Consider the following 22,786-nt stretch of genomic DNA (forward strand, 5'->3'; position numbering starts at 1 on the left):
AGGACCAAGAGATGGATGTTCAACTACTAACGTATCTTTTCGTCGGTGGCTCGTTCGCGCTCTATATCGGCATCGCGATCTGGTCGCGGGCGTCATCCACGAAAGACTTCTACGTCGCCGGCGGCGGTGTATCACCGATCGCCAACGGCGCGGCCACCGCGGCGGACTGGATGTCCGCGGCATCGTTTATTTCCATGGCGGGTATCATCGCCTTCTCCGGTTACGACGCCTCGGTGTATTTGATGGGGTGGACCGGCGGTTATGTGTTGCTGGCGATGCTGCTGGCGCCCTACCTGAGAAAATTCGGCAAGTTCACCGTGCCGGACTTCATCGGTGATCGTTACTATTCCAACGTGGCGCGTACCGTCGCGGTGATCTGCGTGATCTTTATCTCCTTTACCTATGTGGCCGGCCAGATGCGCGGCGTGGGTATCGTGTTCGCCCGCTTCCTGGAAGTGGACGTGAACATGGGCGTGGTGATCGGCATGGCGATCGTGTTCTTCTACGCCGTACTCGGCGGCATGAAGGGGATTACCTACACCCAGGTTGCCCAGTACTGCGTATTGATTTTCGCCTTCCTGGTACCGGCGGTGTTCCTGTCCATTCTGATGACCGGCCATGTGCTGCCGCAGACCGGCTTCGGCGCCACGGTGCTGGATGCCGCCGGTAACGACACCGGCGTTTATTTGCTCGAGCGACTGGACGGCATTGTTCAGGATCTCGGCTTTGGTGCTTATACCGAAGGTCAGAAGTCCACCATCGATGTGTTCTTCATCGCCGCCGCGCTGATGTGCGGTACCGCCGGTCTGCCCCACGTTATCGTGCGCTTCTTCACCGTGCCCACGGTCCGTGATGCGCGTATCAGTGCCGGCTGGGCGCTGCTGTTTATCGCCCTGCTTTACACCACCGCTCCGGCGGTCGGCGCCTTCGCCCGTACCAACCTGATCGAAACCGTGCATCAGACCGAGTACGAAGAGCTGCCGGGCTGGTTCTATAACTGGGAAAACTCCGGTTTGATCGGCTGGGTGGATAAGAACGACGACGGCCGGGTACAGATGTCCGCCGGCGCCGCCTTCAAGGGCACGCCGACCTTCGCCGGCGACCGCGACGAAGTGACCGGCTCCCACGGTCAGCGCGTGGTCACCAATGAGATCAACGATAACGACGCGGAAGTGTATATCGACCGTGACATCATCGTGCTGGCGAACCCGGAGATCGGCAATCTGCCGGCCTGGGTGATCGCACTGGTGGCCGCCGGTGGCGTGGCCGCGGCACTGTCGACGGCGGCCGGCCTGTTGCTGGTGATCTCGTCGGCGGTGTCCCATGACTTGCTGAAGAAAACGCTCAAACCGGATATTTCCGAGAAACAGGAGCTGCTGGCGGCGCGTCTGGCCGCGGTGGTGGCGATCCTGATCGCCGGTTACTTCGGTATCAATCCACCGGGCTTCGTGGCGCAGGTGGTGGCGTTCGCCTTCGGTCTCGCCGCGGCCAGCTTCTTCCCGGTGATTCTGATGGGCATCTTCTACAAGCGCATGAACAAAGAGGGCGCGATCGCGGGTATGGCGGTAGGCCTGGCCTTCACCTTCTCCTACATCGTGTACTTCAAGTTCGTGTCGCCGGAGCTGAACAGCGCCGAGAACTGGCTGTTCGGGGTATCACCGGAGGGCATCGGTACCGTCGGTATGGTCCTCAACTTTATCGTCGCGTTCGCGGTATCCCGTGTGACCGCGCCGCCGCCGGAGCACATCCAGCATATCGTTGAAGACATCCGCGTACCGCGTGGCGCCGGCGGGGCTTCCGCCCACTAACGGCGCTACTACAAACGGAGTAAGCTGAATATCGGGGCCGCGTATCCGCGCGGCCCCGATCTCCGTTCAGGACCTGGCCATGATCGACGTGGACTTTACCCAACTACCGTTTTCATTGCTGGACGAGGAACACCGCCACCGTCTCGAGAACGCCATGGAAATGGCGTACTTCGAAGCCGGTACGGTGATTATCGAAGCGCGCCATCCGGCGCAGTTTGTTTATATGGTTCACAAAGGCGCGGTTCTGGAACTGGACCCGACCCTTCCCGCGGAGGCGGGACGGCTTGGTGTCTACAGTGCCGGTGATCTGTTCGGCGCGCTCAGCGTGCTTAACGGTCGCAGCCGTTACCGGTTTATTACCGAAGAAGAAACTCTGTGTTATCTGATACCGGCCGACCTGTTCCAGTCGTTGTGCCAGGATCAGAAAGAATTCGACGATTACTTCCGCCAGCGCCTCGCCAGCAAGAACCAGCTTCTTGCCGAGCGGCGCGAGGGCGGGGTGACCATGGCGGGCTTTATGCTCGCCAAGGTGCATCAATGCATGCGCCAGCCTTTGATACTCGACAGCGGCGGCACCATCGCCCAGGCGGTGGCCGCGCTTAACGAGCACAACGCCGACAGCCTGCTGATGGAGCGCGACGGTCATGTGGGCGTGATCACCAAAACCGACCTGCTGCGCGGCCTGGTCAACGACGGCCTGACCCCGGACTCCCGCGCCCTGGCGCTGGCCAGTTTCGAGCTGGTGACGGTGCCGCCGGATCAGTTTCTGTTCGCCGCCCTGGTCAGCATGACCCGCCACGAGGTGCAGCGGGTGGTGGTCATGGACGGCCGCCGTCCGGTGGGCGTGGTGGAGCTCACCGATGTGCTCAGCTTCTTCTCCAGTCGCTCCTACGTGGTGGGCCTGGAAGTGGAGAAGGCGGACAACCTGGAGGCGCTGGCGATGGCCAGCGCCCGTCTGCCGGAACTGATCCAGGCGCTGATGGCGCAGGGCGTCAAGATGCGCTTCGCCATGGATCTGCTGGCGGCGCTGAACGGACGCATTATCAGCAAGGCGTTCCAGTTCGTGGTGCCGGAGAGCCATCAGGAGCACGGCTGCCTGCTGGTGCTGGGCAGTGAAGGGCGGGGCGAGCAGATCCTCAAGACCGACCAGGACAACGCCCTGATCGTCGACGACCCGGAGAACTGGCCCGAGCGCGACGCGCACATGCAGCGCTTCACCGAAACCCTGCTGCGCCTCGGCTACCCCCGTTGTCCGGGCAACATCATGGTGTCCAACCCGGAGTGGGTGGGCAGCGCCACCGACTGGAAGGCACGCATCGGCCGCTGGGCCAAGCAGGGCGACGACGCCTCGATGATGAACCTGGCGATTCTGCTCGACGCGCACCCGGCGGCGGGGCGCACCGAGCTGGTCGATGAGCTGCGGCGGGACCTGTTCCGGGTGTGCAGCAACAACGATCTGATCCTGTCGCGCTTCGCCCGGCCGTTGTTGAAGTTCTCCACGCCGCTGAACTGGTTCGGCGCCCTGAAGAAGCCCCAGCAGGGCATCGATATCAAAAAGGGCGGCCTGTTTCCGGTGGTGCACGGGGTGCGCGCCATGTCCCTGCAACACCGCGTCGGTGAGACCGGCACCTTCGGCCGGCTCGACAGGCTGGTGGAGGCGGGGCATATGGAGACCGGCTTCGCCGAGGAACTGGGCGAGTCCATGGCGCTGTTCGCGGAGCTGCGGCTCAAGCAGCAGCTGGCCCGTCTTGAGGGCAACGACGAAGAGGGCCGAAACAACCAACTGCTGATACAGGCGCTGTCGCCGTTGGAGAGAGACCTGCTCAGGGAGTCCCTGCAGGTGGTCAATGAGTTCAAGAAGCGCCTGACCCGGCGTTTTCATCTGGAGTATTAACGATGTTGAAGCGTCTTGTGCAACGGCGGCGCCACGGCAAGGGCCCCTATGGTCATTTGTTCGCGGCGCCACCGGGCGACGAAGTGATGGCGCTGGATTGCGAGACCACCGGGCTGAACACGCGCACCGCCGAGCTGGTCTCGGTGGCGGCGGTGCCGGTGAGCGCCGGCCGGGTTCAGGCGGGCGCGGCGCTGGACCTGCGCATGGCGCGGCCGGCCAGCCTGGACGGCGAGTCGATTTGCATTCACGGTCTGCGCGGTGTGGACTTGCACGACGGCGTGCCGGTGGAAGAGGGCCTGCGCCACCTGCTCGACTTTATCGGCAACCGGCCGCTGGTGGGCTGGTGTCTGGATTTCGATCTGGGGATTATCAACCGCTATCTGCGTGCGTCCCTGGGGTTCGACCTGCCCAACCCGGTGATCGAGTTGTCCGACCTGTATCGGCGGCGGCACCATTATCGCAATCCGGAGTCGCTGCCGGACCTGCGTTTCGAGCGTGTCGCCGGCGAGCTGGGGGTGCCGGTGATCGGTCGGCACAGCGCCCGCGGCGACGCCACCACCGCCGCCTTGATGTACTTGAAGCTGAAAAGCGAACCATAAACGGAGAATAACAATGCAATACCTGCAAGGGGCGCTGTTGGCGCTGGGCCTGCTGCTGGTGCTGGTGGCCTACGGTCAGTATATCCGCCGCACCGGCGACTGGGGCGGGGTGCTGCGTTTCTGGCGCCGGGGCATGGCGCTGTCGGTCACCGAGTTCAAGATCCAGCGCGCCGGCTTGCTGGTGATGATTCTGGCGGTGGTATTGCGTTTCGTGGCGGTGCTGTTTCAGTGGTAAAGCCGTGATGATCGGACGGAGGCGCTCTCTTGTTTAGTCTCTGGCAGCTGGGTGTGTTCGCCCTGCTGTATGTGATGGTGCTGTTCGTGATCGCCTGGTGGGGGGACCGCGCCGAGCGGCGCGGCCTGCGGGTGGTCAATAACGCCTGGACCTACAGCCTGGGCCTGGGCGTGTACTGCACCTCCTGGACCTTTTACGGCGCCGTCGGCGAGGCCAGCGGCAACGGCTGGACCTACCTGCCCATTTATCTCGGCCCGATCCTCACCATGCTGCTGGGCGGCGAGCTGATTTATAAGCTGGTGTCGGTGGGCAAGCAGCACCACATCACCTCGATCGCCGACTTCATGGCCGCCCGCTACGGCAAGTCCCGGCAGCTGGCGGTGCTGGTGACCCTGGTGGCGGTGGTCGGCGTGCTGCCCTACATCGCCTTACAGCTCAAGGCGGTGACCCTGTCCTTCGAGCATGTGGTGGGCCCCCAGGTGGCGCCGTCGCCGGACATCGCCCTGGTGGTGGCCACCCTGATGGCGATTTTCACGCTGCTGTTCGGCACCCGCCATATCGACGCCACCGAGCACCAGTCCGGGCTGATGCTGGCGGTGAGTTTTGAATCCTTCATCAAGCTGGTGGCGTTCGTGATCATCGGCCTGTTCTGCCTGTTCGCGATCTTCGACGGCCCGGTGGATATGTGGCAGCGGGTCCGTGACGTGCCGGCGATCCGCTCCGTGTTCGAGCCGGCCCTGTTTTCGCAGAGCTTCGTCACCGCGCTGCTGCTGTCGATGCTGGCGATCATCTGCCTGCCCCGCCAGTTCCATGCCGGCGTGGTGGAAAACAACGACCTGCAGCACCTGCGCACCGCCCGCTGGGTGCTGCCCACCTATCTGGGGTTGTTCGCGCTGTTCGTGCTGCCGATCGTGGCCGCCGGCATGATCACCCAGCCCGGCTCCACGCAGCCGGATATGTACATGCTGTCGCTGCCCATGGCGGCCGACAATCAGGGGCTGCTGCTGTTGTCGTTCATCGGCGGCATCGCGGCGGCCACCGGCATGGTGATCGTGTCCACCATGGCGCTGGCGATCATGCTCACCAACGAGGTGCTGATGCCCGCCTGGGTGCAGTACCGGATCCAGGGCGACGAGGAACTCTCGGACCTGAGTAACCAGGTGCGTCTGCTCAGACGGCTGAGCATTGTGGTGATGCTGGCGCTGGCGTTCCTGTTCCATATTCTGATCGACCGTTTTGAAGGGTTGGCGCGCATCGGCCTGCTGTCGTTCGCGGCGGTGGCGCAGCTGGCGCCGGCGCTGCTGGGCGGGCTCTACTGGCGGCGCGGCCACCAGAGCGGCGCCTTTGTCGGCCTGGCGGTGGGCTTTCTGGTGTGGGGCTACTGCCTGCTGTTGCCGTTGATGCTGCCGGTGGAGTGGGTGGATTACCTCAACCGGGCCGGTCTGCTGGGGCTGGGCATACTGCGGCCCAATGCGCTGTTCGCCATCGAGGGGCTGGAGCCGCTCACCCACGGTGTGTTCTGGAGCCTGAGCCTCAATCTGCTGGCCTATGTGTGGCTGTCCCGCCGCGCCACCCAGGCGCCGCTGGACGACACTCAGGCCACCCGCTTCGTGGACACCCCCACCGACTGGTGGCGCGAGGGCATGGGGCACCCGCTGATCACCACCGGCGAGCTGCTGCAGGTGTGTGAGCGGGGCCTGGGCCACCCGCGCGCGCGGGCGCTGTTCTTTGATTATCTGCAGCGCCGCCAGATATCGGAGGACCCGGCGCTGCCGGCGCCGCTGCACCTGGTGCGCTACGTGGAGCGTTTGCTGGCCGGCGCCATGGGCGCGTCCACCGCCCGCATTGTGATGGGCTCGCTGCTCAGCAAGCAGAACGTGCGCCGCGACGACATGGTGCGGATCATGGATGAGGCCTCGCAGCTGATCCAGTTCAACCACCAGCTGCTGCGCACCACCATCGAGACCATCAGCCAGGGTATCTGCGTGGTCGACCGGGACCTCAACATCGTCGCCTGGAACCAGGCCTACGTGAACCTGTTCGATTACCCGGAGGGCTTTATCCGCCTGGGCCGTCCCATCGAGGAAGTCTACCGGCATAACGCCGAACGCGGCTTTTACGCCGGCGACGACCTGGAGCAGGACGTCAATAAACGGGTGCAGTTACTGCGCGAGGGCAGCGCCCACCGCTTCGAGCGGGAGCTGCCCAACGGCGTGATCGTGGAGGTGCGCGGCAACCCCATGGAGGGCGGCGGTTTCGTCAGCACCTACATGGACATCACCGAACGCAAGCGCGACGAAATCGCCCTGCGCCAGATCAACGAGAACCTGGAGCAGATGGTCTCCGAGCGCACCCGGCGGCTCTCGGAACTGAACAGCCAGCTGGAGCAGGCCAACGAGGGCAAGACCCGCTTCCTGGCCGCCGCCGGCCACGACCTGATGCAACCGTTGAACGCCGCGCAGCTGTTTGCCTCGTCCCTGTCCCAGCGCCTGGCACGCAAGGACGAGGCGTTCGGCTATGAGCGGGAAGTGTTGGGGCATATCGACAGCTCGCTGCGTGCCGCCGAGCAGATTATTTCCGCGCTGCTGGAGATCAGCCGTCTGGACACCGGCACCATGCAGGCGCACCCGCGTACCGTGGCGGTGCGCCCGCTGATGCAGCAACTGGGGCAGGAGTTCAGTGTGCTGGCGCGGGCGGAGGGGCTTACCCTGCGCACCGTGTTCAGTGATCTGCAGGTGCGCACCGACGAAGCTCTGTTGCGTCGGGTGCTGCAGAATCTGCTCTCCAATGCGGTGCGTTACACCGAGCGCGGCCGGGTGCTGTTCGGCTGCCGCCGTCGCGGCGACACGCTGTCCATCGAGATCTGGGACACCGGCCCCGGGATTCCGGACGACCAGCAGGCGCGCGTGTTCCATGAGTTCCAGCGCCTGCCGCAACTGGGGCGCCGGCAGATCAAGGGGCTCGGTCTGGGGCTGGCGATCGCCGACCGTATCTGCCGGCTGCTGGAGCACCGCATCAGTGTGCGCTCCTGGCCCGGGCGCGGCACCGTGTTCGCCGTTTCCGTGCCGCTGGTGGTGGGCGAGCCGGAGGTGGCGTCCCCGCCGGAACCGGCGGTGTCCGATCAGCGCGACGTGGCCGGGTTGCGGGTGTTCTGTGTGGATAATGATCCGGCATTGCTGGCCAGCCTGGAGGCGCTGCTGCGCGCCCTGGGTTGTGACCCGATCGTCGCCCGCTCCCGCGCCGACGCCCTGGAGGAAGCCCGGGGCCGGCCGGCGCCGGACCTGTTGCTGGTGGATTATCAGCTCGACGACGGCGAGACCGGCTTCCAGGTGATCGACGCGCTGGACGGCTGCTGGGACGACGTGGTGCCGGCGATGCTGATCACCGCCGACCGCCGCGCCGAGGTGCGCGTGCGGGCCCGTGAGCAGGGCGTGGGCTTTCTGCAGAAACCGGTCAGCGAGGCCGCGTTGCTGGAGGTGCTGCGCGCGCTCTAGGCGCGGGGCTTCAGGTGCGCGGGGTTCAGGCCAGGCCGGGCGGCTCGATGGCCAGATCCTTCAGGGCCAGCACCGCCTGGGTACGGTTGCGGACGCCGAGCTTGCGAAAGATGGCGGTCATGTGGGCTTTGACGGTGGCTTCGGACACGTCCAGCTGATAGGCGATCACCTTGTTCTGCAGCCCCTCCATGAGCATGCCCATGACCCGGAACTGCTGCGGCGTCAGGCTGGTGATGCGCTCGCGCATGGCGGCGAAGTCGGGCAGATCCGGCGGCAGCGGGCGGCGTGCCTTCTCCGGCACCCAGCGTTCGCCTTCCATCACTTTCAGCACCGCCTGGGTCATCGCTTCCACCGAGGCCGACTTGGGAATAAAACCGTCGGCGCCGAACTGCAGCGCCCGCTGGATCACTTCCAGCTCCTCGTTGGCGGAAATCACCACCAGCGGCACCCGCCGGTACAGCTCGCGCAGATAGATCAGCCCGGAAAAGCCGTGGGTCCCCGGCATGTGCAGGTCCAGCAGAATCAGGTCAAAGGGGACCTGGTCGTCGCCCAGCTTTTCCAGCGAGGCCAGCGAATCGGCCTCCTGGATACGGGCGTCCTTGAAGCTTACTTCCACGGCCTGACGCAGAGCGGCGCGGAACAGCGGATGGTCGTCGGCGATCAGTATTCTCATTATTAGGACCTGTTTTATCTCCGGACGATACAATACTAGCGTCTAAGCGGCGCCGGCGCGCCCCGCGGTGCGAGGAATCAGAAATAAAAAGAGGGGCCGCCGCCTGGCAGCCGAGGTAAGGACGTGGAAAATCAGAATCAGCTTGATGTTCAAGCGGACGACCCGTGCGGTTTGGCGCGGGCGTCCAGGGTCCTGCGGAAACTCTCCCAAGCCGTTTGTTCGGGGTTCGATTTATTGTTATCCGGCTGTCGGCGGGTCTGGCCCGCACTTGATATGCCCGGTACCTTGCCCGCTTCCGGAGCGCCGTGGAATTAGACTTTTGTCGAGTCCCGGGGCGCAGGCCAAAAAAAACGGAACCCTGGGGTTCCGTTCTCTTCGCTTGGCTGGCAGGCGCCGCTGTCAGTCAAGATCGGCCGGGTAGACGCCGTTCTCGTCGTGCACTTCCTTGCCGCTGAGGGGCGGGGTGAAGGCGCACGCCACCACCATGTCCTCGTTCTCGCCACCATAGAGGTAGTGCTCGTCGTGCTGGTCGAGCAGATAAATGGTGCCTGGCGTCAGCTCGTACACGTCGCCGCTTTCCACCATCTCGATCTTGCCCTTGCCGGAAATCACGTAAACGGATTCCCAGTGGTTGGCGTATTTGATGTGGGTCTTGGTGCCTTTAAAGATGGTGGTGATATTGAAGGAATGCCCCATCTTGTCTTCTTTCAGGGACAGGCGAACGGACTGCCAATTGCCGTTTTCCGCTACCACGCGACGGTCGGTTTTCTCGGCTTCCGCCAGAGTGCGAACGATCATCTACACCTCCAAAAACAAAAAAAGGAAAAAAACAGGGAAGCCCGGCCGCGCGAAGCGGCCGGGAGGTCGGGAAGGGTTCAGCCCGCCAGGCTGGAAACGGAATTGGCGTCGCCGCGCTTGATGCGGTCTTTCATGACTTCTTCGACGCTTTCCTTGAGCACGTCCATGGCGTGGTTGATCTCGTCCTCGGTCACGGTCAGCGGACACAGGGTCTTGATCACCTGGTCGTCGGCGCCGGAGGTTTCGATCACCAGCTTGCGCTTGAACGCGGCCTTGGTGATTTCCTCGGCCAGTTCGCCGTCACGGCAGACCAGGCCCTGCATCATGCCGCGGCCGTTCAGGTAGAACCAGTGATCGTCGAAGCCGGACGCGATATCGCGGAACCGGTCGGTGATCAGGTCACCCTTCTTCTGCACTTCCTTGGCGAAGGTATCGTCGCTCCAGAAGTGTTCCAGCGCCTTGGCGGCGGTGGCGAAGGCCAGGTTGTGGCCGCGGAAGGTGCCGTTGTGCTCACCGGGTTTCCACTGGTCCAGCTCCGGCTTCAGCAGCACCACCGCCAGGGGCAGGCCATAGCCGCTCAGCGACTTGGACAGGGTGATGATGTCCGGCTTGATGCCGACATTGTCGAAGCTGAAGAAGGTGCCGGTACGACCGCAGCCGGCCTGGATGTCGTCCAGGATCAGCAGCATGTCGTGCTTGCGGCAGACGCGCTCCAGGTTTCGCAGCCAGTCGAAGCTGGCCGCGTTGATGCCGCCTTCGCCCTGTACGGTTTCCACGATCACGGCGGCCGGATGGTCGACGCCGCTTGATGAATCCAGCAGCACCTTGTCCAGGTACTCGGTGGTGTCGAAGGCGTCGCCCAGGTAGCCGTCGTACGGCATCACGCTGACGCCGCCCATGGTGACGCCGGCGGCGCCACGGTGGTGGCTGTTACCGGTGGTGGACAGCGCGCCCAGGGTCACACCGTGGAAGCCGTTGGTGAAGCTGATGATGTTTTCGCGGCCCTTGATGTTACGGGCGATCTTCAGTGCCGCTTCCACCGCGTTGGTGCCGGTGGGGCCGGGGAACTGGACCACGTGGTCCATGTCGCGCGGCTTCAGCACATAGTCTTCCAGCGCTTGCAGAAAGTCGCGCTTGGCCACGGTGTGCATGTCCAGGCCGTGCACGATGGAATCGTTCTCGATGTAGTCGAGCAGGACTTTTTTCAGAACCGGATTGTTGTGGCCGTAGTTCAGCGTGCCCGCGCCGGCCAGAAAATCCAGGTACTCCTGGCCGTCCTCGTCGTACAGATAGCTGCCCTTGGCTTTCTGGAACACCACCGGGAAGCTGCGTGCGTAGCTTTGAACTTCGGACTCAATGCTGTCAAAAATATCCGTATCCATGGTTCTCTCTACCTCGCTGTGTCTCAATTCGTTTTAGGCGTCGTCGCGGTTGAACGGCCCGATGCGCAGCAAATGTTCATCATTGTGCTCGCCGGCGAAATGGATGCGTGAATCGAAGAGGATGAACTCTTCGGTGGGCATCCGGCGCTCGTAGGCGAAGCTGCGGAACATACCCCAGGACGCTTCGTTGTCCGGGGTGATGGTGGTCTCGATGAACTGAACGTTTTCCGCTTCGTCGCGCTTGATCAGTTCCGCCAGCATGCGCTTGGCGAGACCCTTGCCGCGTGCCTTGCCGTGCACCGCCACCTGCCACACGAACAGCGTGTTCTGCTGCTTGGGCGGGATGTACCCGGAGATGAAGCCCACCAGATCGCCATCCATTTCCGCGGCCACCGAAGTGTCCGCGAAGTGCGTGCACTGCAGCAGATTGCAATACACGGAGTTTTCATCCAGCGGCTTACATTCCGCGATCAGCTTGTGCACCCGCGGGCCGTCCGGGCTCTCGGGCTTGCGGAAAATGATGTCGTCTTGTGTGTCAGCGGAGGATGAATCCGCCTTTTTCGGTTCGTCTGCAGACATTGATGTCACTTCTGGTCGGTTTGGAAAGAAGGGTCGGGTCGCGGCCGACGGCGCTGGGCCTCGGCGGCGGGCTGGATGCGGTCTATGGCACCCAGATCAAGCACCGGCGAGGCGTCGATGTCACCGGCGTTCATCATCGCGGCTACCCGCTGCAGGGAGCTGAGAATCTGCGACTGTTCCCAGTCCTGTAACCGTGAAAAACGGTCCATGAATTCCTCCTGCAGGGGCGTCGGTGCCCGCTCCATGATATCGCGTCCGGCGGTGGTCAAATAAGCATAGACCCGGCGCTTATCCCGTTCACCCCTTTTCCGCTCGATCAGGCCGCGCTTTTCGAGCCGGTCGAGGATGGTGGTGACGGTGGCCTGGCTGACGGATACCTCGGTGGCGATGTCGCCCATGGTCATTTCCCCATGGGCGTCTATCGCCTGCAGGATCAGCAGCTGCGGGGCGGTGAGCCCGGCCACCTTGCTCAACTTGCGGGAGTAGAGGTCGGTGGCCCGAATAATCTGTCTCAGGGCGATTAACACTTCGTCGTGTTTGGCCATGGTGGTTAATTCTCTGGATAACAAATCAATGTGACTGCCTGACGACACGACTCAAGAACCGGTTAATCGTGGCGCCGTCACTTTGATGTGAAAGCAATGTTTGCCTCGGCATCAGCTCAGGAATCAATCGCACGGCCAAGATATTCCTTGCCATAAGTGGTACGCTAGCTTAGAGATAAAACATTTAGATGTCAAAGTAATTAGAGGCTTTTGCCCCGAGGGACGCGTTTCATGTTGCTTGCCAGTTTTCTCGGTTTCCTCCTTTTGTTTCTGCTGATCGGCTTTTCCTCGGTCCTGGTTCGCTCCAAGGAACAGTCCGACTATCTGCTCGCCGGCAGCTCCGTGCCGCCCTCCCTGATCGGCCTGTCCGCGGTGGCCACCAACAACTCCGGCTTCATGTTCATCGGCGTGATCGGCTACACCTACGCCACCGGCCTGCCGGCGTTCACCATGATGGTGGGTTGGATTCTGGGCGACTGGATGGCGGCCACCCTGGTCACCCGTAAAGTCCGCGAGGTGTCCGAGGAACGCGGCACCCTGACCATTCCGGAACTGCTGTCGCGCTGGGGCGGCGGCCATTTCCAGGTGCTTAAAGTGGTGGCGGCGCTGATCGCGGTGCTGCTGCTGGGGGTCTACGCCGCCGCCCAGTTCAAGGCCGGCGGCAAGGCGCTGCAGGCGCTGTTTGACTGGGATCTGCGCACCGGCGCCATCATCGGCGCGGTGATGGTGCTCTGCTACGGCTTCTCCGGCGGTCTGCGCGCCTCGGTGTGGACCGACGCCGCCCAGTCGGTGGTGATGATCGTGGCCATGACGGTGATGCTGACCACCGCGGTATTCACCGTCGGTGGCTGGCAGTCCGCCTGGACCGGGCTGCATGACGTTTCGCCCACCTTCTTCCAGTTTTTCCCTGCCGATTCCGCCGCCAGCGGTCTCACCGGCGTCTTGCTGTTTCTGGTCGGTTGGACCTTCGCCGGCGCGGCGGTGATCGGCCAGCCCCATGTGATGGTCCGCTTCATGGCGGTCAACGACGTCAAAAACATCCGCCGGGCGCGCACCTACTACTACCTGTGGTTCGTGGCCTTCTACACTCTGGCGGTGGGCGTGGGCATGATGGCGCGCCTGCTGATGGACCAGGGCGCGGTGGACCCGTCGCTGGTGATGAGCGGTGGCGAGCTGGACGCCGAGCTGGCGCTGCCGGTGATGGCGGACGTGCTGCTGCACCCGGTAGCCACCGGGCTGGTGCTGGCCGGGCTGTTCGCCGCCACCATCTCCACCGTCGATTCGCTGATTCTCAGCTGCAGCGCCTGCCTGTCCCGGGATCTGATGCCCAAGCGCTGGCACGGCTACGGCACCGCGCGGATCGCCACCCTGGTGGTGGTCGGCGTATCGCTGACCATCGCGCTGTTCGCCGAGGAGAACGTCTTTAACCTGGTGTTGTTCGCCTGGGGCGTGCTGGGTGCCGCCTTCGGCGGTTTGCTGGTGGTGTACGCGCTGGGCGGCCGCCCCCGTGAACCACTCGCCATCGCCATGATTGTTGTCGCCAGTTCGGTGGCAATTGGCTGGCGCCTGTCCGGGCTAAATGCGACCATATTCGAGGTTTTGCCGGCGCTGGTCAGCGCCTGGCTGGTATACGGCGTAGGCCGGGTGTGCGGATTGTCCGGCCCGGCGAAATAATCGAGGACCGGGTCTTGATGCGAGTAATGCCTTGGCGGCGTTGGCTACTGCTTTTTTTGTTGGTGTGCGGCCCCGTGGGCGCGCAGCAGAACCGTGCCGAGGAGCCCGCCGAGGGGCCGGTGGAGTCGCAGAGCGAGATCGAAAAGGGGCCGGTGATTTCCCAGTTCCGCGAGAACTGGATTCTCGGTGAGCTGCGCAGCCTCCGTCAGGACATGATGGAGTACCGCAACGACATGAACCGGATCGTCACCGACCGGGAACTGGAAGTGGCCGACAAGGCCATGGGCTACGCCACCAATACGGTGACCTATTTCTTCTATCTGATCGCCGGCGCCGCCTCGATTCTGGCGCTGGTGGGCTGGTCCACGATTCGTGACCTCAAGGACAACATCCGCGTCTACGCCGAGAAGGAGATGTCCCGGCTCACCGTGGAGTACGAGTCGCGCCTGGCGGACCTGGAACAGGAGCTGCGCCGCAAATCGCGCACCATCACCGAAAACCAGGAAGAGATCGAGCGCACCAACGAGATCCACAGCCTGTGGCTGAAAGCCACCAAGGAGACCAGCTACAAGGAGAAGATCGAGCTCTACGATCGGATCCTGGAGCTGCGCCCGGACGACCCGGAGGCGCTGGCCTGGAAGGCCGACGCCGCCCTGGAGCTGGGCGAGCAGCGCTGGGCCCTGAGCCTGTGCGATCGGGTGCTGGAAGTGGACGAGGACAACGCCCACGCCCTCTACCAGCGCGCCTGCGCCTGGGCCGGCCTGGGCGAGACCGAGAACGCCCTGCGCGACCTGCGCCAGGCGGTGGCCATCTCCGAGGCCCTGCGCCAGCACGCCCGCGCCGAGGAAATGTTCGTTCCGCTGCGTGAAATGGAGCGCTTCCAGGAGCTGGTGGGGCGCGCCGAGGACGATGAAACGCCCCTGTGACGGGGCCCGCCGCCGATAGGCCCGGGCTGTCGCTTTTATCGCCAATCCCGTCGTTCCGGTCTGTCTATTTGCCGGGCGGTTTCTGCTACACTCTGCGCCCCTGAGAGGTCGGGCGGCATCGCCTGGAGAATTGTCCCAGCCTTCACCGGCCAGCGGTCATGCTCCGTCCTTTGCCGTCCCAGCGGAGATTTCCATGAAGCGCGATAGCAGTTCGGAAACCACCAAGTCGATGCCCGATGTGGCGACGAACTCCATGGTGGAACACATTCACAGCACCCTGGACTGGGTGGGCATGAGCGAGATCCATCTGCCGGCCCGCATCAGCGACACCCTGGCCGGCGAACGCCCGGTGAGCACGTCCATCCAGGCCTATGTGAACCTTTCCAACCCGGACGCCAAGGGCATTCACATGTCCCGGCTTTACCTGATGCTGGAGGAAACCTTCGGCGATCATTCGGTAAGCGCCTATTCGATCCGCAAGCTGTTGCAGAATTTCCTCGACTCCCACGAGGGTCTCAGCGACCGGGGCTTCGTGCAGTTCGATTTCGAGTACTCGATGCGCCGGCCGGCGCTGAAAAGCAGCTACTCCGGCTGGAAGAGCTACCCGGTGACCATCAAGGCGACCCTGGCCCCGGACGGCATGCGTATGGAGCTGGCGGTGGAAGTGCCCTATTCCTCCACCTGCCCGTGCTCCGCGGCGCTGGCCCGGCAGCTGATCCAGGAGCAGTTCCGCAAGGACTTCGAGGGCGAAGGCTCCGTGGACATGGAGAAGGTGTTCGAGTGGCTGGGCACCGAGGAAGGCATCATGGCGACGCCGCACAGCCAGCGCTCCGTGGCCCAGGTGCGGGTATTGCTGGATACCGACTGCGACGAGGCCTTCCCGATCACCGCCCTGATCGATTCCATCGAGGGCGCGCTGAAAACGCCGGTGCAGACCGCCGTGAAGCGCGTCGACGAGCAGGAATTCGCCAAGCTCAACGGCCAGAACCTGATGTTCTGCGAGGATTCCGCGCGGCGCCTGAAGCGGGCGCTGGACGGCCAGCCCTGCTACCAGGACTTCTGGCTGCGGGTGAATCACCTGGAGAGCCTGCACGCCCACAACGCGGTGGCCATCGCCACCAAGGAAGTGGAGGGCGGCTACCTGCCGATTCCCTGACCGGGGCTCGTAAGGCCGCTACAAAAAAAAAGCCGCGCTATGCGCGGCTTTTTTTATGACCGCCGTCCCTGGCGGTCGCTCCTCGGCTCGCCGGCGCTCAGAAGCGGCCGTTGAGCCCCAGGGACAGGTTGGTGACTTCGTCGCCGCCACTGTCCACGGCGCGCATGTATTCCACGCTCACGAACACCACGTCGGTCAGGCTCACGTCGGCGCCCAGGCCGATGGAGAGGCCGGAGTAGTTCTCGCCGGTGGAGCCGCCGCCGGGGAAGTTCTCGGTGGTTTCCATGCGGGTCAGGCCGATCAGGCCGTAGGGGCGCACCGGCAGGGTGTTGGGGAACTGGCCACGGAAATAGGCGCCGTAGTAGCGGTCGATTTCCACATCGGTGCCACGGCCCAGGTCGTCCTCATCAATACCCAGGCCCAGGCGCAGCTCGCCGCCCAGGGTTTCATTGCGGTTGATCCAGGTACCGAACTTGAACTGCAGCGCGGTGGGATCGGCGCTGCCGCCGTCGTCCGGTTCGATTTCGCTGCTGACAACGTCGATACCCGCGAAGCCGGAGGCGCCGGCGGCAATGGGCAGGAGGGTCAGGGGCAGCGCAAGGCTCGCGGCTAACAGGAAAGGCTTCATGGGTACTCCGATCATTACTGCGGATGGTTATTAGGGATGCTGTCCGTGAACGCATTGTAGTGAAAAGAAGCGCGCAAGGCGACGCGCAAGGCCCCGGCCGGACGGCCGGGGCGGAGGGCGTTAATGGTCGTGATCGTCGTGGCCGTCATGGTCGTGCGCCTCGCCGACGCCGGTCCAGGCCAGGCCGGTGGGCGGGAATGCCAGGGGCACCGCTTCCAGGCTCAGCGCTTCCAGGTCGATGATGTGGATCGCCGGCGCCGCCGGGTCACTGACGAAGGCCTGATCCCCGGCGGCGCTCACCGCCAGTGCCGGTGCCGGGCCGCTGGCGGGCACGCTGTCGAGCACCGCGATACTGCCGCGGTGGCTCCAGTCGCTGCTCTCCAGCACGTGCAGATCGCCGTTGCTGTCGAGAACCAGCAGGTGCTCGCCGTGGCCGTCAAAGCCCCGTGCCAGCGCCGAGACCGGGTCGCCGTCACCGTCCACGGCGCCGTCGCGCCAGTCCACCTGCGTGGCGGTGCCGGCTTCCGGGTCCAGCGCGTAGAGGTTGCCGCCGGGGTAGGAGAACGCGGCGAACTCCGCCACATCGGGGTGGCCCACCACCGTGGCCAGGCGCTCCGCCACCGCGATCTTGGCGTCGTCGAAATGGTCGCCGTGCAGTTCGGCCACCAGCGCGCCGTCGTCGCAGCCGAACACCGAGAAGGTGCCGTTGGATGCGCCGCCGTGCAGGCCCGGGCAGGCCGTGGCCAGCTCGCCTTCATTGTGGAAGTGGTCGCCGTGCAGCTCGAACACGCTGATGCCGTCCGGCGCGTCGCCGCTGGCGGCGGCGTGGCTGGCCAGCACCACACCGTCGAGGGGCTCGGCGATGCCGTGATGGGCGGTGTCCAGGGTCTGATGGGCCAGGGTGCCGCCGCTTTCCAGACTCTCATCGCTGAACAGATGGAACTGGCTGAGGGCGGCGCTGGCGCTGTCGCCGTCGAAGAACAGGGCGGCCTGCTCGCCGTGGTGGCGGTAGTGGGTGGGCCGCACGCCGGACAGGGTAAACGGCAGCATCGCCGGATCGCCCTCGTCGACATGGTCGTCGTGGCGGTAGACGCCGCCGTCCAGGAATTCCACCTGATCGTTGTCGCGCTGCACGATCACCGCGTAGCGGTGCTCCGGGCTGCTGTGGACCGCCGTGGCGGGATGCACCAGGGCGAAATCCGCCAGGGTGGAGCGGCTCTCCAGGTCGTGCACATAGACCCGTGAATTAGAGCCGTCGGCGTGGGTGAACACCAGCCGGCCGGCGCTTTCCGCGCCGTGGTCGTGTTCGTCTTCGCCGCCGGGCAGCGGGGTGCTGCCGGTGTCGTTGTTGCAGGCGGCAAGCAATACCGACGCGGCCAGCAGGGCGGCGCCGGTGGGGGAAAATGAGCGTTTCATTGTGCTCTCTCCAATGTCTTTTTGCTGTGGATGTTCCGCGTCAAAAGGTCAGGCGCACGCCGGCGGTCAGGTTGCGACCGGGTTCCGGTACCGTGCGCGCCAAAAACGACGCGTGGTTCCACACTTCCTCGCCGAGCAGATTGCTGGCGCGCAGGAAGGCGCTGTACTGGGGGCTGCCGGTGAAGGTGTAGCTCACCGTGGCATTGAGCATGTCGTGGCCCGGCGTGCGGGTTTCGAAGCCGGCGATGCGGTCCTGGGCGAACACCCGGTAGAACTCCAGCTCCGCGTCGAAGGCGCGCCAGTAGGTGTTCAGGCGCGCGCCCAGCCGCTGTGCCGGGATGCGCGGCAGCTCATTGCCGTTGTCCTCGAATTGCGCGTACACCGTGTCGCCGAAGGCGGTGGTGGAGAAGCGGTCGGTCCACTGGTAGGTGGCTTCCGCTTCCGCGCCGGTGAACTCCACGTCTTCCTGGCTGTATTTGATCAGGCGGAATTCCTCGATCTGATCCAGGGTGCGGGCGTAGATGTAGTCCTGAACCCGGTTGTGGAACACGCCGAGGTCGAAGGTCAGATCGCCCTGCACCTTGCGCAGATTGAGGCCCACGTTGTGGGACGTCTCCGTTTCCAGGTCGGCGTCGTTGGCGGCGCCGCCGCAGGTGAAGGTGTCGGAAAGCAGCCCGCACTCATAGGTGTTGGTGGCCAGATGCACGCCGCGCGCGTAGACCTCCTGGGTTTGCGGCAAACGCTGGGAGCGCGCCACCGACAGCGACACGTTGTAAGCCGGGCGGAACGCCCAGGTCAGCGCGCTGGAGATCGAGGTGGCGGAATCGCTCACCGAAGGCAGCGGGCGCTGAGCGTCATCGGGGTCCAGGTCCTGGTGCTCGTAGCGGGCCCCGGCCTCCAGCTGCCACTGGTCGTTGAAGCGGTAGCGCTCCACCGCGAACAGGGCCGCCACCCGGGTATCGGTTTTCGGCAACAGCCCCTCTTCGCCGGTGGTCTCGATCTGGCCGTCGGTGAACTGGGTGCCCACCGTGCCGCGCCAGCCGAGGATGGGCGCGTGCTCCGCCTCCACGCGGGTGTCCACGCCCCGGTGGCGGAAGCTGGTGCCGATTTCGCCTTCCTCGATCTCGTGGTGACGGTAATCCGTGTGGCTGGCGCGCAGGCGCACCGCTTCCACGCCGTCGAACGGCCGGCGGTATTCACCGCGCAGGTCCACGCGGCGGCTGTCCAGGTCCACGAACGGCGCTTCCTCTTCGCCGTGCTCGTGCTCATGGCCTTCTTCCGCGCAATCCAGGCTGGCGCCGTTGCTGGTGCAGCCCTCGAACTCGTGGCTGTGGCCGGGCAGGCCGTAGAGGTCGCCGCGGTAGGAGTAGGCGACGCCCAGATAGCCCCGGTCACCGATCCATGAGAGCCCGACGCTGGCGTTGTTGCTTTCCGCCCAGGTGCCGTCGATCTCCTGTTCGGTGAAGCCGTTCACCTCGTAGTTGTCGGCGTCGCGGCGGGCGCCTTCCACATGGATGGCGATGTTATCGCCGGCGCGGGCGGTCAGCCCCACGGCGCCGGCCTGTTCGTCGGCCACGGTGTTGCCGCGCGCCGAGACGAAGCCTTCCACCGGGCGGTCCGGCATGCGCGTGGGGATTTTGTTGTCCAGCACGTTGACCACGCCGCCGATGGCGCCGCCGCCATACAGCAGGCTGGACGGGCCGCGCAGCACCTCCACCTTGCGCGACAGCATGGGCTCCACGGTGGTGGCGTGGTCGGGCGAGATGGTCGACATGTCGAACAGTTGCGCGCCGTCGGACAGCACGCTGACACGCGGCGCGGTCTGGCCGCGGATCACCGGCCGGCCGGAGCCGCCGCCGTAGGTGTCGGCGTGCACGCCGGGCAGGCCGTCCAGGGTATCGCCCAGGGTGGCTTCGCTTTGCTGGAACAGCAGTTGGTCTTCAAGCAGGTCGAACGAAGCCGGCGTCAGATTGGCGTCGCTGCCCAGCGGCAAAGCGGACACTTCCACGGCGTCCAGCCGGCCTTCGGTGTCGGTGGACGCGGGCTCGGCGGCGGGCGCCACGGACCAGACCATGGCGGCCGCGGTGGCCGCCGCCATGGGGGGAGTAAAGCGTTTCATGTTGTCTCCTGAATACAACCACGGGCCGCCCTGGCGCTGCGCCAGGGACGGTCCCGATAAGGGAAGTCAGTGCTTGGAATTCAGGAGAAACGGGGTGGCGCGCGCGCCGGATGGTTGCGGGTCGGGGTGACCGCCCGCGGGCGACGGACGTCGGCCGCGGGCGTGGTGGTGTCGGGAAGCACCGGTGGCGGCGTGAACAGGGTGGGCACGCCCACCAGGCCGTGGCCCTGCACGCACAGGTCGCAGTCGTGGGCGACGATCGCGGAATGGCCGTCGTGGCCGTCGAAGATGTGCGCCGGGGCGTGCCAGGCGAGCAGCGTCTGCGCGACCAGCAGCAGGGCGACGAACAGTAACCGACCCTGGGGACGCGGCTCACTCATGGGCGTCCCCGCAACGCTGGCCGGGCACCGGGTCGAAGCCGCCGGGGTGCCAGGGGTGGCACTTGCACAGCCGCTTCACCGCCAGACCGGAACCGCGCAGGCTGCCGTGGGCTTCCACCGCCTGACGCGCGTACTCCGAACAGGTCGGATAGAACCGGCACTGATTCCCCAGCCAGGGGCTCAGTACGGTCTGGTACACACGCAGGGCGGCCAGCAGAAGGCGTTTCACGTTGGCATCCGGTCATAACAGGGGTTGAGTCGGCTGGGCATCATAGCGGTTATCGGGCCGGTGTGACCACCGTGATGTGCAAAAGGGGCCAATCCAGCGCGGTGTGCTTGTGCGCCGGCGGCGCGGTCCCATACTGAGCGGCCTGTCTCTCACCGAACCGAGGAATCGCCGTGTTGAACCCGCTTGTGTCCCTGTGCACAGGGCTGCTACTCCTGGCCGTCAGCGTCTCCGCCGCCGCTCAATCCTGGCAACCCAACCGGGAGGCCGACGCCCGCGACCAGGTCTCCACCTGGACCCGGGATGTGCCGGACAGCCCGGTGAAGGCGTTTCGCGGCGTGGTGGAGGTGCCGCACGGGCCGGTGCCGGTGCTGGCGGCGATCACCGCCGTGGACACCTTTCCGGAGTGGATCTTCCAGGTCCAGGCCAGCGAGGCGGTGCCGGACACCGGCGGCGAGCGCACCTATATGCGCTTCAACGGCATCTGGCCGGTGTCCGACCGCGACGTGGTGCTCGACAACAGCGTCAGCCAGGCGCCGGAAAGCGGTGCCGTGACCCTGCACAGCGTCAACGCCGAGGGCGCGCGGCCGCCCAGCGACGGCTATGTGCGCATCCCGGCGCTGGATAATCGGTTCGTGGTGACGCCGCTGGCCGACGGCTGGACGCGGGTGGAATTCCGCACCTTCGTCGACCCGGGCGGCAAGGTGCCGGTGTGGCTGGCCAATCTGGTCGCCACCAAGGCGCCGCTGGTGACGCTGGAAGGGCTGCAGGCGCAGCTGGAGAAGCCGCGCTTCAAGAACGCCGGCCAGGACGACCTGCCGGCGGTCTTCGACGGGATTCGTTTCTAGGGTCGCGCCGTCTGCTCAGCCGCGCGTCCAGCGGGTGCCTTCGCGGGTGTCCTCGAGCTGGATGCCGGCGTCCTTGAGCTGGTCGCGGATTTCGTCCGCGCGGGCGAAGTTCTTGTCTTTCTTGGCCTGGGTGCGTTCCGCCACCAGGCCGTCGATGGTGGCGTTGTCGAGGCCGTCGTCGCCGGCTTTCTTGTCCTGGAACCAGGCGCTGGGATCGGCCTCGAGCAGACCGAGCAGCTGCGCGGCGGCCTGCAGTTCCGCTTTGAGCGTCGGTTTTTCTTCCAGCGCCGCCTTGTTGAGGCGCGCCGCGACGGCGTGCAGGGCGCTGATCGCCTCGGAGGTGTTCAGGTCGTCGAGCAGCGCGGTGAGCACCGGGTGATCCTCGGGCAGCCGGAAGTCCGGGTCGGCGTGCACGGTTTCGCCACGGCCGAGCAGGGCGTAATAGAGTGAATCCAGGCTGCTTTCCGCCTGCTCCAGCAGTTCGGCGGAAAAGTTGAGCGGCGACCGGTAGTGGCTGGACAGCAGCGCGAAGCGCAGCACCTCGCCGGGAAACTTCTCCAGCAGGTCCCGCACCAGACGGAAGTTGCCCAGGGATTTGGACATCTTCTCGCCGTCGATATTGATGTAGCCGTTGTGCATCCAGTAGCGCACGTACTCGGTGCCGTGGGCGCAGCAGCCCTGGGCGATTTCGTTCTCGTGGTGCGGGAAGATCAGATCCTGGCCGCCGCCGTGAATATCGATCACATCGCCCAGGTGCTTGTGGATCATCGCCGAGCACTCGATGTGCCAGCCCGGCCGGCCGCGGCCCCAGGGCGATTCCCAGCCGGGCTGGTCGTCACTGCTGGGTTTCCACAGCACGAAGTCGCCGGGGTGGCGCTTGTAGTCCGCCACTTCCACCCGGGCGCCGGCGCGCATGTCTTCCAGATTGCGGCCGGACAGCTTGCCGTAGTCGGGCATCGACTCCACCGCGAACAGCACATGGCCGTCCGCTTCATAGGCGTGGCCCTTGGCGATCAGGGTTTCGATCATGGCGGTCATCTCGCCGATATGATCGGTGGCCTTGGGCACGATGTCCGGCTGCAGGGTGTTGAGCGCCGCCATGTCCTCGCGGAAGGCGTCGGTGAAGCGCTCGGTGAGCGCGGTCATCGGCTCGCCGGTTTCCGCGCAGGCGGTGATGATCTTGTCGTCGATGTCGGTGATATTGCGGGCGTAGACCACCTTCGGGTAGAGCCGGGAGAGCAGCCGGTAGAGCACGTCGAACACCACCACCGGCCGCGCGTTGCCGATGTGCACGTAGTTATAGACCGTCGGGCCGCACACATAGAGGGTCACCCGTTGCGGGTCGAGCGGCTGGAACGCGTCTTTGTGGCCGGTGAGGGTGTTATGCAGTGTCAGCATGCTGGTCC

General features: G+C 64.9%; 20 protein-coding genes. 9 read left to right on the top strand and 11 right to left on the bottom strand.

The features are described from left to right. Positions 1 to 11: 11 nt before the first annotated feature. The 5 genes from ACMG4O_RS05255 (at position 12) to ACMG4O_RS05275 (ending at position 8,030) form a co-directional block, all read left to right on the top strand. Complete coding sequence (locus ACMG4O_RS05255) at positions 12 to 1,808, top strand: sodium:solute symporter family protein (protein ID WP_414434554.1); 1,797 nt, start codon at positions 12 to 14, stop codon at positions 1,806 to 1,808. A 79-nt stretch (positions 1,809 to 1,887) separates the two neighbouring features. Next, positions 1,888 to 3,702: a DUF294 nucleotidyltransferase-like domain-containing protein gene (locus ACMG4O_RS05260; RefSeq protein ID WP_414434555.1), complete on the top strand. Its 1,815-nt coding sequence runs from the start codon at positions 1,888 to 1,890 to the stop codon at positions 3,700 to 3,702. A gap of 2 nt (positions 3,703 to 3,704) precedes the next feature. Continuing rightward, a complete protein-coding gene (locus ACMG4O_RS05265; protein WP_142947378.1) occupies positions 3,705 to 4,301 on the top strand; it encodes a 3'-5' exonuclease in 597 nt (198 codons plus the stop codon). A gap of 13 nt (positions 4,302 to 4,314) precedes the next feature. After that, entirely contained in the window at positions 4,315 to 4,536 is a 222-nt protein-coding gene (locus ACMG4O_RS05270; protein WP_142947377.1) for a hypothetical protein, read from the top strand. A 29-nt stretch (positions 4,537 to 4,565) separates the two neighbouring features. After that, positions 4,566 to 8,030, top strand: coding sequence for a PAS-domain containing protein (locus ACMG4O_RS05275; RefSeq protein WP_414434556.1), 3,465 nt, complete (start codon positions 4,566 to 4,568; stop codon positions 8,028 to 8,030). Between the two features lie 25 nt (positions 8,031 to 8,055). Here ACMG4O_RS05275 and ACMG4O_RS05280 read toward each other — a convergent pair whose 3' ends face one another. The 5 genes from ACMG4O_RS05280 to ACMG4O_RS05300 form a co-directional block, all read right to left on the bottom strand. Next, on the bottom strand, positions 8,056 to 8,706 hold the full coding sequence (locus ACMG4O_RS05280) for a response regulator transcription factor (protein WP_194855600.1): 651 nt from the start codon (positions 8,704 to 8,706) through the stop codon (positions 8,056 to 8,058). Positions 8,707 to 9,102: 396 nt separating this feature from the next. After that, a complete protein-coding gene (locus ACMG4O_RS05285) occupies positions 9,103 to 9,501 on the bottom strand; it encodes an ectoine synthase (protein ID WP_370203685.1) in 399 nt (132 codons plus the stop codon). A gap of 77 nt (positions 9,502 to 9,578) precedes the next feature. Continuing rightward, positions 9,579 to 10,883, bottom strand: coding sequence for a diaminobutyrate--2-oxoglutarate transaminase (gene ectB, locus ACMG4O_RS05290; RefSeq protein WP_194855498.1), 1,305 nt, complete (start codon positions 10,881 to 10,883; stop codon positions 9,579 to 9,581). A gap of 33 nt (positions 10,884 to 10,916) precedes the next feature. Then, entirely contained in the window at positions 10,917 to 11,462 is a 546-nt protein-coding gene (gene ectA, locus ACMG4O_RS05295; RefSeq protein WP_083209821.1) for a diaminobutyrate acetyltransferase, read from the bottom strand. Positions 11,463 to 11,467: 5 nt separating this feature from the next. Further along, positions 11,468 to 12,007 carry a MarR family winged helix-turn-helix transcriptional regulator gene (locus ACMG4O_RS05300; protein WP_214013182.1) on the bottom strand — a complete coding sequence of 180 codons (540 nt, stop codon included), beginning with the start codon at positions 12,005 to 12,007 and terminating at the stop codon, positions 11,468 to 11,470. A 231-nt stretch (positions 12,008 to 12,238) separates the two neighbouring features. On the opposite strand from ACMG4O_RS05300, the gene ACMG4O_RS05305 reads away from it, so the two are divergent. From ACMG4O_RS05305 to folE2, 3 genes are all read left to right on the top strand, one after another. After that, on the top strand, positions 12,239 to 13,681 hold the full coding sequence (locus tag ACMG4O_RS05305; RefSeq protein ID WP_414434557.1) for a sodium/proline symporter: 1,443 nt from the start codon (positions 12,239 to 12,241) through the stop codon (positions 13,679 to 13,681). A gap of 74 nt (positions 13,682 to 13,755) precedes the next feature. After that, complete coding sequence (locus ACMG4O_RS05310; RefSeq protein ID WP_414434558.1) at positions 13,756 to 14,607, top strand: tetratricopeptide repeat protein; 852 nt, start codon at positions 13,756 to 13,758, stop codon at positions 14,605 to 14,607. A gap of 193 nt (positions 14,608 to 14,800) precedes the next feature. Beyond that, on the top strand, positions 14,801 to 15,763 hold the full coding sequence (gene folE2, locus ACMG4O_RS05315; protein WP_142947366.1) for a GTP cyclohydrolase FolE2: 963 nt from the start codon (positions 14,801 to 14,803) through the stop codon (positions 15,761 to 15,763). A 97-nt stretch (positions 15,764 to 15,860) separates the two neighbouring features. Here the strand turns inward: folE2 and ACMG4O_RS05320 are convergent, their stop codons facing one another. From ACMG4O_RS05320 to yidD, 5 genes are all read right to left on the bottom strand, one after another. Next, positions 15,861 to 16,391 (bottom strand): outer membrane beta-barrel protein, encoded by a 531-nt coding sequence (locus tag ACMG4O_RS05320; RefSeq protein ID WP_194855502.1) that lies wholly within the window; start codon positions 16,389 to 16,391, stop codon positions 15,861 to 15,863. A gap of 120 nt (positions 16,392 to 16,511) precedes the next feature. Further along, positions 16,512 to 17,807 (bottom strand): hypothetical protein, encoded by a 1,296-nt coding sequence (locus ACMG4O_RS05325; RefSeq protein WP_414434559.1) that lies wholly within the window; start codon positions 17,805 to 17,807, stop codon positions 16,512 to 16,514. A 40-nt stretch (positions 17,808 to 17,847) separates the two neighbouring features. Next, entirely contained in the window at positions 17,848 to 19,926 is a 2,079-nt protein-coding gene (locus ACMG4O_RS05330; RefSeq protein ID WP_414434560.1) for a TonB-dependent receptor domain-containing protein, read from the bottom strand. An 80-nt stretch (positions 19,927 to 20,006) separates the two neighbouring features. Next, positions 20,007 to 20,306 carry a hypothetical protein gene (locus ACMG4O_RS05335; protein WP_335627986.1) on the bottom strand — a complete coding sequence of 100 codons (300 nt, stop codon included), beginning with the start codon at positions 20,304 to 20,306 and terminating at the stop codon, positions 20,007 to 20,009. Next, on the bottom strand, positions 20,299 to 20,535 hold the full coding sequence (gene yidD, locus ACMG4O_RS05340) for a membrane protein insertion efficiency factor YidD (RefSeq protein ID WP_142947361.1): 237 nt from the start codon (positions 20,533 to 20,535) through the stop codon (positions 20,299 to 20,301). The genes ACMG4O_RS05335 and yidD overlap by 8 nt, the downstream gene beginning before the upstream one ends. Positions 20,536 to 20,705: 170 nt before the next feature. Here yidD and ACMG4O_RS05345 point away from each other — a divergent pair, with 170 nt between their 5' ends. Next, a complete protein-coding gene (locus ACMG4O_RS05345) occupies positions 20,706 to 21,380 on the top strand; it encodes an START domain-containing protein (protein ID WP_255442127.1) in 675 nt (224 codons plus the stop codon). A 15-nt stretch (positions 21,381 to 21,395) separates the two neighbouring features. Here the strand turns inward: ACMG4O_RS05345 and cysS are convergent, their stop codons facing one another. Next, positions 21,396 to 22,778 (bottom strand): cysteine--tRNA ligase, encoded by a 1,383-nt coding sequence (gene cysS, locus ACMG4O_RS05350; protein WP_142947360.1) that lies wholly within the window; start codon positions 22,776 to 22,778, stop codon positions 21,396 to 21,398. Positions 22,779 to 22,786: the final 8 nt, after the last annotated feature.

The sequence above is a fragment of the Alloalcanivorax venustensis genome (assembly GCF_047495515.1).
Lineage (GTDB): Bacteria > Pseudomonadota > Gammaproteobacteria > Pseudomonadales > Alcanivoracaceae > Alloalcanivorax > Alloalcanivorax venustensis.